We start from the raw sequence: 10,522 nt of genomic DNA on the forward strand, positions 1-10,522 counted from the left end.
TCGGTGATCGAGCCTGGCGTGTACTTCGCCATGAACAGCCCGGCCGCCGTGGTCGGCGGTGACGTGGTCGCAGTGGCGCAAACCATCAGTGGCTGGGGCTTTGCCATCACGCCGGACATGCTCACGGCCGTGGCCCATGACATCGGCGAAAACACCGTACTGGCCCGTGCCGGTGGTGCGCCGACCCTGGCGGTCGGTATCGCGCAGATCCTGCACCAGGCATTGCCGGGGCAGAACACCATGGCGTTCTGGTACCACTTCGCCATTTTGTTCGAAGCACTGTTCATCCTGACGGCGGTTGATGCTGGTACCCGTGCCGGTCGCTTCATGCTGCAGGACCTGCTGGGCAGCTTCGTCCCGGCGCTGAAACGCACCGAGTCCTGGACCGCCAACATCATCGGCACCGGCGGCTGCGTGGCGCTGTGGGGATACCTGCTGTACCAAGGCGTGATCGATCCACTGGGCGGCATCAACACCCTGTGGCCGCTGTTCGGCATCTCCAACCAGATGCTGGCAGGGATCGCCCTGATGCTGGCCACCGTCGTGCTGATCAAAATGAAACGCCAGCGCTACATTTGGGTGACCATGCTGCCGGCCTCCTGGCTGCTGATCTGCACCGTGACCGCCGGTTTCATCAAGCTGTTCGACCCAAGCCCGGCCATCGGTTTCCTCGCCCTGGCGAAGAAATACAGCACCGCCGCCGAAGCCGGTCAGATCATTGCCCCGGCCAAGACCATGGACCAGATGCAGCACGTGATCTTCAACGCCTACACCAACGCGGCTCTGACCACCCTGTTCCTGTTCGTGGTCCTGAGCATCCTGTTCTATGCGATCAAGGTCGGTGTTGCGGCCTGGGGCAAGAGCGAACGCACGGACAAGGAAGCGCCATTCCAGGCGTTGCCGGTGCAGCAGCAATGATTGGCGGAGGATCAGCCCATGTTCAATGACCTGAGTCGCCTGGGTAAATACCTCGGCCAGGCCGCACGCCTGATGGTTGGCATGCCGGACTACGACACCTACGTCGAGCACATGCAGGCCACCCATCCGGACAAACCGGTGATGAGCTACGAGATGTTCTTTCGGGAGCGTCAGGAGGCCCGGTATGGCGGCAAGGCGGGGCCCAAGTGCTGTTGAGCGGCTGATCCCCGCGACTATCTGAACTCGCTGCCTGAAACACCCGACACCCCGCGAAGGCTGGCCTTTTGCGGGGTGTTTTTTTGCGATGTTTCCTGTAGGAGCTACCAAAGGCTGCGAATGGAGCTACCTGACATACCGCTTTCGCAGCCTTCGGCAGCTCCTACAAGGTCTCGTTTCAATTCAGGTATTTACCTTGTCGTCTATAACCACTGCGCATCCCAGAGCGGATAATCCGCTACCCGCCTGACTAACCCCGCCCGAAGGGGATTGGCAATGATGTAGCGAGCGGCAGTTAATAAATCATCGTCCTTGCGCAATGCTCTGTCATGGAAACCCTTCTGCCAGATTGGCTCAAGATTTCCAGTCCTCTGCTTGATGGCGCGACTGCTTCTTGATTTCACCCGGCACATGACCTCGGACAGCGAACACTGTTTCAACTCAATCAACCAGTGAAAGTGATCAGGCATGACTAACCAACACATGGAGTGCGCGATTTCCTGTTCATGGGCTGATCTCAGCTGCTGAACAACCAATCGGCCTAGCTGCCAATCCGCAAAGAGGGGATTGCGCCTTGCTGTCACGGCGGTCAGTAGATACACATGCCCCTCTGCGGAAAATCGTCCTCTGCGTAAACGGTGTCCATTGAATGGTGTTGGCATTCCATTGCCCTCATGAATGAGTTTGTTGGCAAGATTAATCATGCCGCGTCATCTCTTGCGCCGATTAATGTTCCAGTTTTTTTCAATGGTTGGCAGGCGCGGAGGACGACTGTAGGAGCTGCCGAAGGCTGCGAAGCGAAGGACCGGTTAACCAGGTAATCCAAATGCAGTCGCTGTTCTTGAGATCGCTCGCAGCCTTCGGCAGTTCCTGCAGGGTAGGGTGATTCAGGGAATTGCGTGGAAGCAACGTCAGAAAAAATCCTCTTTTCATTGAATATTCCGGGAAGAAGCCTATTATCCGTAAAACGGTTTAGTAAAACGTTTTACTAAAATAACAACAAAAAGGCTCAAACCATGAATCTGACACGTCGTCGCTTCGTGCAGTCCGCCACTCTCGGCGCTGCCGCTCTCTCATTTCCCATGATCAGTCGTGCCGCTACGCCGGTATTGCGGCTGTCGTCGACCATGACTTCCGATGAAAACTCGGCTCACTACCTGTTCTATCAACGCTTCAGCGACAACCTGAAACAGGCGCTGGGAGACAAGGTGCGTATCGATTTCTTTGCCAACGGACAGTTGGGCAAGGAGGCCGATGTGGTGCAGCAGGTGCGCCTGGGTTCCATCGACATGATGATCACGGGCAGTTCGATCTGGGCCACGGCCTTGCCGGAGCTGGCGCTGCTGGATCTGGGCTTTCTGTTCGACAGCTATGCCCATGTGGCCAAGGCCGTGGACAGTGGCGTCGGCGAGATCTACAACAAGCTGCTGCAAGAGCGCACCGGCTGTACCGTGGTCGGCTGGGGTTCGCATTTCAGTGCCCGCAGTGTCTACACCAAGCCGCCGATCAAGGACCTGGCCGCCTTGCAGAACGTCAAGCTGCGGGTGCTGCCGACCCAGGCCTTTATCGAAACCTTCAAGCTGATGGGGGCGATTCCCACGCCCATCGCCTTCAATGAGGTCTACACCGCCGTGCAGACCGGCGTAGTCGAAGGCTTTGAACACGATGCCGCCAGTGTCCTGGCCAATAAGCTGGATGAAGTGGTGCGCAACAGCTGGCAGACCAATCACTTGTTCAGCCCCTGTATCGCGGTGATCGGCAAGCGCGGCCTGGCGAAAATTCCTGCCGACCTGCAACCGGTCTTCATTGCTGCGGCCCGCGACGCCAGCGTTTATCAGCGTGAAGCGGCCAAGGTCAAAGGTGCCGAAGCCCTGGCGACCCTGGCCAAGGGCGGCATGACCCTGTACCCCATGGCCGACGCCGAACGGGCTGCGACCCGGCAACTGATGCGGGAAAAACTCTGGGTGCCCTTTACCCAGAGCAATCCGGTAACCGCGCCGATACTCGCCGCCATCGACGCCGCCCGCGTTTGAGCCGACCAAGGGGAACACGCGTCATGAACCCAGCTACAGGTATGGTTGCGGCTGTCGGTCAGCCACTTGAAGAAACCGTCGGCCCGCTGATCAAGACCCACGATTGGGGTTTCGCCACCGGCTCCGGCAGTGGTCGGCTGCTGGCCGGTCTGTGCGTCTTGATCGAGCGCTTGTGCGCGCTGGTCCTGGCCGTGGATATCATCGTCGTGTTTATTTCGGTGATCCTGCGCTACTTCGTCCATCACCCGGTGGACTGGGCCGAAGAGGTCGCCCGGGGCCTGATGGTGATGCTGGTATTCCTCGGCGGCGCCACGGTGCTGGCGCGCAGGCAACATGTACATGTGGACTTCTTCCGTGCGCTGCTGCCCGTCACCTGGCAACAGGTGGCCACACAGATCGGTGGCTGGGCGGTGGCGGGGACGGCGGCCGGGCTGGCGTACTCGTCGTGGCTGCTGCTGGAAGACTCGACCAATGTCTCGACGCCCATGGGCCTGCCGCAGTGGCTCAACGTGTTGCCAGTATTCGTCGGCGCGTTGCTGATGACCCTGGTCGGTGTCGCCAATGCCATCAATGGCGCCACGCGCAGTACCTGGTTCAGTCTGCTGGGCTGCGTGTTTCTGGGGCTGGGGCTATGGGCCTGGAACACGCACTTCGAAGCCTACGCCTTGCAACCCTGGAGCCTGTTGCTGCTGGGCTTTGTTGGCGGTCTGCTGGTGGGGGTGCCGATCGCTTTTGTCCTGGCCCTGTGCGCGCTGTTGTATTTCATCGGCGATCCGTCGCTGCCCATGGTGATCTACTCGCAACAGGTCATGGCGGGCATGGATCACTTCGTGCTGCTGGCGATTCCGTTTTTCGTCCTGGCCGGATTGGTCATGGAGGTCAACGGCATGTCGGCACGTTTGGTCGAGCTACTGGTGCGAATCTTCGGTCGGGTGCGCGGCTCGATGAACCTGATTGCGATCCTGGCAACGGCGTTTTTCTCAGGCGTGTCGGGCTCCAAGCTGGCTGATATCGCCGCCGTGGGCGGGATTGTCGTACCGGCGGTAAGGCGTACCAAACAGGACGCCAACGAAACCGCAGCGGTGCTGGCGGCTTCCGGGGTGATGGGTGAGACCATCCCGCCGTGCATCAATATGATCATCATGGGCTTTGTCGCCAATATCTCCATTGGCGGGCTGTTTATTGCCGGGATTGTTCCTGCGGTGGTCCTGGCCATGGGCCTGTCGACGCTGGCGGTGGTGTTTGGCAAGAAGGTCGATCCAAACCTGGCGTTTCCCGTGCGCACGCCCATGTTGCGTCTGTTGGGCGGGGCGTTGGTCGCCCTGATCATGGTGGCAATGATCGGCAAGGGCGTGACGTCCGGCGTGGCCACGTCCACCGAGGTATCGGCGTTTGCAGTGGTGTATGCGCTGCTGGTGGGCGGGGTGACCTTCCGCGAACTGACCCTGGGCGGTATTGCCCGGCTGTTTGTGCGCGCGGCGTCCATGGCGGCAGGTATCCTGTTCATCATTGCGGCGGCGTCCAGCGTGGCCTTTGCCCTGACTATCCAGCAGATTCCGGCGATCATCTCCGATTTCATGCTGGCCCTGGCCCATAACTACGGTGCAGTGGCGTTCCTCGGGGCTTCGGTGCTGATCATGGTGGTGTTTGGCGCGGTGCTGGAAGGCGCTCCGGCCTTGATCATCTTCGGCCCGCTGTTGGTGCCGATTGCCGTGCAGGTCGGTATCAACCCGTTGCACTTCGGTACGGTAGCGGTGATTTCCATGGGCCTGGGGCTGTTTTCGCCGCCGTTCGGTCTGGGGCTGTTCGCGACGTGCGCCATGACCGGCACGCGGATCGAAGACGTCTCGAAAAAGATGCTCAAGTATCTGCTGCTGTTATTGGTGATGTTGATTCTTATCGTGCTGGTGCCATCGATTTCCCTGTGGCTGCCCCGCACGTTCAATATGGTTTAAGAAAATGGCAACAATTCATGATGTAGCCGCCTTGGCGGGGGTGTCTGTCAGTTCGGTGTCCAATGTGCTCAACGGCCGCACGGAAAAGCTCAGCCCGGAGACCTTCACCCGTGTGGAGAAGGCCATCAGCAGCCTGAACTACCGGCCCAACCGTGCTGCCCGGCAATTGAAAACCGGGCATACACCAATGCTTGGCCTGCTGGTGCCGTCCACCGCCAACCCTATGTATGGGCAACTGGCCTTGCAGATCGAGGCCGTGGCGCAGCAGCGTTATGGTTACCGTTTACTGCTGGCCAATACCCACCGCGACAAGCAGCACGAGGCGCGGATGTTCGATGACCTGCTGTCCTTCGGCGTGCAGTCGGTGATCGTGGTCTCATCCCGGGACGACGAGCGTCACCTGGAGGATGCCGTGGCCCGGGGCCTGAGCGTGGTCAGTTACGACCGGGCGACGGTGCCGGTGGAAAATTCCCGGGTCGATCATGTCTCGCCGGATAACTTCAAGGCCGGTTATATCGCTGCCGATCATTTGCTCACCCATGGTCACACTCGCCTGGCGTTCCTGGTGCCCAGTGGCAAGACCGTCAGCCGTTCCAACAAGATCGCCGGTTTTCTCGAACGCACCGCCCTGGCCGGATTGCAGGGCAGTTGCGAGGTGGTGCAGGGCCAGGTCGCCCAGACCTTCGGTGACTCGGAACTGGCCGACCTGGGTTTTGCCATGGCCAGCCAGATCATGGCCATGCGGCCGATGCCCACGGGTATCGTCACGGTCAATGACATGCTCGCCATCGGCCTGATGGCGGGGCTGCATCAGGCCGGACTGCGGGTGCCCGAGGACATCTCGGTGGTGGGCATGGACGGGCTGTCGATCGCCGCTTTCACCAATCCGGGCCTGACTTCGGTGGTCATGCCCCTGCATGAAATGGCCGATGCCATGGTCCAGCGTGCCGTCGACCGCTCCCGCCAACCCGAGCAGCGTCCGGTCAATTTCATCTTTCAACCCACTTTGGTAGCCCGGCAGTCTGTTGCCAGGCCTGCGTCCAGTCATAGGGAATGAAACGCACATGACCCAGATTTTCCTGACCCATTCACCCCAGACCCTGCAGAACTACTACGGCGCCCGCGCCCTTACGCAATTGCGCGCCTGCGGTACGGTGCGCCTCAATCACTCGCGCCAGCCCCTGAGCATCGATGAGTTTGTCGAGGCCGCCCGAGGCTGTCAGATCATCGTCGCCAGTCGTGACGCCGCCGCGCCCGCCGAGCTGTTCGAGCGCCTGCCGGACCTGGTCGCCTACTGCCGGGTGGCGGTGGATATCCGCAATATCGACGTCGCGGCCGCCAGCGCCCATGGTGTGCTGGTGACCCGGGCCACGCCGGGTTTCGATACCTCGGTCAGTGAGTGGGTGATAGGGGTGATGATCGACCTGAGCCGTGGCATGAGCCGTGCCGCCGCCGGTTACTGGCAGGGTCAGGCCCCGGAAATCGTCATGGGCCGCGAACTGCGCGGTTCGACCCTGGGCATCGTCGGCTACGGCTTTATCGGCAAGCGCCTGGCCGCCATGGCCCAGGCCCTGAACATGCACGTCCTGGTCAGCGACCCCCATGTGAGCATCACTGATGAAGGCATCGAGCAGACCTCCTTCGAGCGGGTGATTTCCACCTCCGACTACATAGTGTGCCTGGCTCCGGCTGTGGCCGAGACCGCCAACCTGTTCGGTCGCGCAGCGTTTCAGGCGATGCAGCCCCATGCGTTTTTCATCAATGCCTCACGGGGCGAACTGGTGGATGAGCAGGCGCTGGTCGAGGCTCTGGATCAAGGCCTGCTGGCGGGTTGCGCCCTGGATGTGGGCCGGGCCCAGGACCAGATGCCGACGCGGATTATCGCCGCTCACCCCAAGGTCATCGCCAACCCCCATATCGGCGGCCTGACTCCTCAAGCGGCAGAGCACCAGGCCATGGACACCGTACATCAGGTCCAGGCGCTACTGGCCGGGCAAATACCACAAGGTGCGGTCAACCTGGCGGCGGCCAGCCGCGCGGTTTCCCTGTTCGGCCTTGATACTCTGGAGCTTTCCCATGACTGATCGGTTGGCTGGCGCCTGTGATTGCCACGTGCATATCTACGAACCCGAGCGCTTTCCCCTGAGCCAGAAGATCGGCCGGGCCAGTTGGAGCGATTATCGACGGATGCAGCAGCACCTTGGTCTGGAGCGGGCCTTGCTGGTTCAGGCCAATGGCTACGGCTTCGATATCGGCTGCCTGCTCGATGCGTTGGAGCAGGCAGCAGGTGCCGCTCGCGGTATTGCCGTGATTCGCCCTGATATCAGCGATGCGCAATTGGCCGAGCTGCATCAAAAGGGCGTACGCGGGGTGCGCTTTATGTTAGTACCCAATGCCCGAGGCGCCTTGGATTGGGATGCCCTGGAGCCTATAAGTGCACGGATTGCCGAGCTGGGTTGGGTGATCAACCTGCAAGTCGATGGTCGTGAGTTGCATGAGTTCGAAAGCCGCCTGCGGGCGCTGCCCAGTCGCCTTAGCATCGACCATATCGGTAAGTTTCTTGAACCGGTGCCGGTAGACCATCCCGGCTTTGTCAGCCTGCAGCGCCTGCTCGATGGCGGCAGGAGCTGGGTCAAGGTCTCGGCGCCTTACGAGACCTCGAAAAGCGGGGCGCCTCATTACGAAGATGTCAGTGTTTTGGCCAAGGCCTTGGTCGGCGCCCATCCCGAACGCTGCCTGTGGGCCAGTAACTGGCCGCATCCGGGGCGTGATCCGGCGCCGGATGATCAGGCGATGCTCGATCTTTTGAGCGAGTGGGCGGTGGATGAGGCAGTGCGCAGACAGATACTGGTCGATAACCCGGCGACTCTGTACGGTTTCTAGAGGCGAACCCTTGCAGGAGCTGGCTTGCTGGCGATCGAGTGCGAAGCGCTCGCAATGACGTTGGTGACTTCACCACCGCTATCGCCAGCAAGCCGGCTCCTACGGGCTGTATTCCAGTTCAAGAACGGTCAAACCACCGCAATCATTTCAACTTCGACACTGGCATTCTTGGGCAATTGATACACGCCCACCGAGGTGCGGGTATGAGCGCCGATATCGCCCAGCACAAACGACAGCAGATCGGAGGCCGCATCAGCCACTTCACTGTGATGGGTGAAGTCCATGCTGCATTGCACATAGACGCCGATGCGCAGGATGCCTTTGATCGCTTGCAGGCTGCCCAGTGAGCGTTGCAGCAGTGCAAGGGCACGCATGGTGCTGATCTTCGCACCCAATTGCGCCACTTCCAGGGTGGTGGCTTCGCCGACCCGTCCGGTTACTACCACGGTATCGCCAACCCGGGGGATCTGGCCGCTGATGTAGATCTGATTCTCATGACGAACCAGCGGTACGTAGTTACCACCGATCTTGATCTCGCCATCGAAGCTGTAGCCCATCTGCTCGGCGGCCTGTTGAAAGCGTTGGTCGGACGACATGCTGACTCCTTGTTATTCAGGGAAATTACGCCCTTGCATTCTTGATCAGACGGAGGGTCTATGGCGAGTCGGTTCAGGCATAAAACCCGCGCATCCATTCAATTTATTCTCGGCCGACCTGGCTAGTCTCAAGCCATATCCCGTTTCCCCGCCAGGTAATTGCCATGACCGAGGTCCACTCCCGCCAAGACCAGATGTTTCCCGTGCTCAACCCCACGCAAGTGGCGACTGCGCTGCGCTTTGCCTGCGATCAGCCGCACCGGTTCGCCCCCGGCCAGGTGCTGTATGCCGTGGGCAGTCATGGCGTGGCGGTCTGGCTGATTCTGGAAGGCAGTATCGATGTGCTGCGTCGTGACGGTCTGGGGCGGGAAGCGGCGATCATCAGTGGCGGGCCGGGGGAGTTCACCGGTGAGGTCGGCCTGCTCGGTGATCGCGCTTCCCTCGCCGAAGGTCGGGCGGGCGCCCAGGGCTGTCTGGCCGTGCCTTTCGATGTGGCCCATTTGCGCTCGCTGATCATCGGTTCTGCGGAGCTTGGCGAGATCATTATGCGCGCGTTCATTCTGCGTCGGGTCGGCATGCTCGCAACGGACCGGGTCGGTTCGGTGTTGATCGGTCGACTGGGTGAGCAGCAACTGGTGCGCTTGCAGGGCTTTCTGACCCGCAATGGCTATCCCCACACGGTGCTGGATACCGCCAGCCATGGCGAAGAAGCCCGGCTGCTGATCGAGCGCTTTGGGGTTGCCGAAGACGACTTGCCGCTGATGGTATGCCCCAATGGCAACCTGCTCAAGCAACCGAGTAATGCCGAGGCGGGGATCTGCCTGGGCATTACGCCGCAGCTCGATGCCAGCCAAATCTATGACATTGCGGTGGTCGGCGCCGGTCCCGCGGGCCTTGCGACAGCGGTGTATGCCGCCTCCGAAGGGCTCTCGGTGCTGGTGCTGGATCAGCGCGCCTTTGGCGGCCAGGCCGGGGCGTCGGCGCGCATCGAAAACTACCTGGGCTTTCCCACCGGTATTTCCGGGCAGGCTCTGGCCGGGCGGGCGTTTAATCAGGCGCTGAAATTCGGCGCGAAAATGGCCATTCCACTGGAAGTGGCGCGGTTCGAATGCAATCAGGGCCAATTGAGTCGCCTTGAATTGACCACCGGCGCGGTGATTCAGGCCCGCTTTGTCGTGGTGGCTTCCGGCGTGCGCTATCGACAGCTTCCGGTGGCTGATATTGAACGCTATGAGGGTAGCGGGGTGTCCTACTGGGCATCGCCCATCGAGGCGAAAATTTGCAGCGGCGCTGAGGTGGCACTGGTTGGCGCCGGTAACTCGGCAGGTCAGGCCACGGTGTATCTGGCGTCTCAGGTCAAACATCTGCATCTGATCGTGAGGGGCGAGGGGCTTGAAGCGAGTATGTCCAAGTATCTGATCGAGCGGATAGCTGCACTGCCCAATGTTTCGATCCATTTTGAAACCGAAGTCACAGGTATCAATGGTGACCCCGTGCAGGGACTTCAGTCGGTGCAGTTACGCCATCGCGGCAGCGGCGAGATTCGCCCGCTTGAGGTGAGTCATCTGTTTTTGTTTATTGGTGCCGATCCCAATACCCAGTGGCTGAACGATTGTGTGCAGACCGACGACAAGGGGTTTGTGATCACCGGCGCGGGTCTGCCTGCGGCACCGGAGCAGGGCTGGCTGCCCTTGCCGCTGGAGACCAATCGCAAGGGTGTGTTTGCCATCGGCGACGTGCGCGCCCATTCGACCAAGCGTGTGGCGGCGGCAGTGGGCGAGGGCGCGGCGGTGGTGGCGCAGATATTCGAGGCGATGAAGCGGGGATAAATCGTCGGGTTGTAATGAGTTTCTGTGGGACCGGGGTTTTTGGGGGGGAGGCCCGTACCCGGGAAAGCCGGGGCCCCCCCCGGTTTTGGTTT

General features: G+C 60.8%; 10 protein-coding genes. 8 read left to right on the plus strand and 2 right to left on the minus strand.

What is annotated here, in order from left to right; translation table 11 throughout:
• Together ACCD02_RS32205 and ACCD02_RS32210 are read left to right on the plus strand one after the other, a co-directional pair.
• Nucleotides 1-918: carbon starvation CstA family protein (locus tag ACCD02_RS32205; RefSeq protein ID WP_413310627.1), on the plus strand; the 918-nt coding region annotated here is incomplete at its 5' end.
• 18 nt (nt 919-936) lie between these two features.
• On the plus strand, nt 937-1,134 hold the full coding sequence (locus tag ACCD02_RS32210; protein ID WP_413310628.1) for a YbdD/YjiX family protein: 198 nt from the start codon (nt 937-939) through the stop codon (nt 1,132-1,134).
• A gap of 203 nt (nt 1,135-1,337) precedes the next feature.
• On the opposite strand, the gene ACCD02_RS32215 is transcribed toward ACCD02_RS32210, so the two are convergent.
• Nucleotides 1,338-1,796: an REP-associated tyrosine transposase gene (locus ACCD02_RS32215; RefSeq protein ID WP_413310636.1), complete on the minus strand. Its 459-nt coding sequence runs from the start codon at nt 1,794-1,796 to the stop codon at nt 1,338-1,340.
• Between the two features lie 354 nt (nt 1,797-2,150).
• On the opposite strand from ACCD02_RS32215, the gene ACCD02_RS32220 reads away from it, so the two are divergent.
• Genes ACCD02_RS32220 through ACCD02_RS32240 form a run of 5 tightly spaced genes read left to right on the plus strand, consistent with a single transcriptional unit; the run spans nt 2,151 to nt 8,005 of the window.
• Nucleotides 2,151-3,167 carry a TRAP transporter substrate-binding protein gene (locus ACCD02_RS32220; protein ID WP_413310629.1) on the plus strand — a complete coding sequence of 339 codons (1,017 nt, stop codon included), beginning with the start codon at nt 2,151-2,153 and terminating at the stop codon, nt 3,165-3,167.
• Between the two features lie 23 nt (nt 3,168-3,190).
• The gene (locus tag ACCD02_RS32225) at nt 3,191-5,122 is read left to right on the plus strand and encodes a TRAP transporter large permease subunit (RefSeq protein ID WP_413310630.1); all 1,932 of its coding nucleotides are present in this window, start codon (nt 3,191-3,193) and stop codon (nt 5,120-5,122) included.
• A gap of 4 nt (nt 5,123-5,126) precedes the next feature.
• Entirely contained in the window at nt 5,127-6,179 is a 1,053-nt protein-coding gene (locus tag ACCD02_RS32230) for a LacI family DNA-binding transcriptional regulator (RefSeq protein WP_413310631.1), read from the plus strand.
• Nucleotides 6,180-6,186: 7 nt separating this feature from the next.
• The gene (locus ACCD02_RS32235; protein ID WP_413310632.1) at nt 6,187-7,206 is read left to right on the plus strand and encodes an NAD(P)-dependent oxidoreductase; all 1,020 of its coding nucleotides are present in this window, start codon (nt 6,187-6,189) and stop codon (nt 7,204-7,206) included.
• On the plus strand, nt 7,199-8,005 hold the full coding sequence (locus tag ACCD02_RS32240) for an amidohydrolase family protein (protein ID WP_413310633.1): 807 nt from the start codon (nt 7,199-7,201) through the stop codon (nt 8,003-8,005). The genes ACCD02_RS32235 and ACCD02_RS32240 overlap by 8 nt, the downstream gene beginning before the upstream one ends.
• A gap of 128 nt (nt 8,006-8,133) precedes the next feature.
• On the opposite strand, the gene ACCD02_RS32245 is transcribed toward ACCD02_RS32240, so the two are convergent.
• Nucleotides 8,134-8,601, minus strand: a complete 468-nt coding sequence (locus tag ACCD02_RS32245) for a RidA family protein (RefSeq protein WP_413310634.1) — start codon at nt 8,599-8,601, stop codon at nt 8,134-8,136.
• Nucleotides 8,602-8,765: 164 nt separating this feature from the next.
• On the opposite strand from ACCD02_RS32245, the gene ACCD02_RS32250 reads away from it, so the two are divergent.
• Complete coding sequence (locus ACCD02_RS32250) at nt 8,766-10,430, plus strand: FAD-dependent oxidoreductase (protein ID WP_413310635.1); 1,665 nt, start codon at nt 8,766-8,768, stop codon at nt 10,428-10,430.
• Nucleotides 10,431-10,522 lie beyond the last annotated feature (92 nt).

The organism is Pseudomonas sp. Pseusp88 (assembly GCF_047303955.1).
Classification (GTDB): Bacteria; Pseudomonadota; Gammaproteobacteria; order Pseudomonadales; family Pseudomonadaceae; genus Aquipseudomonas.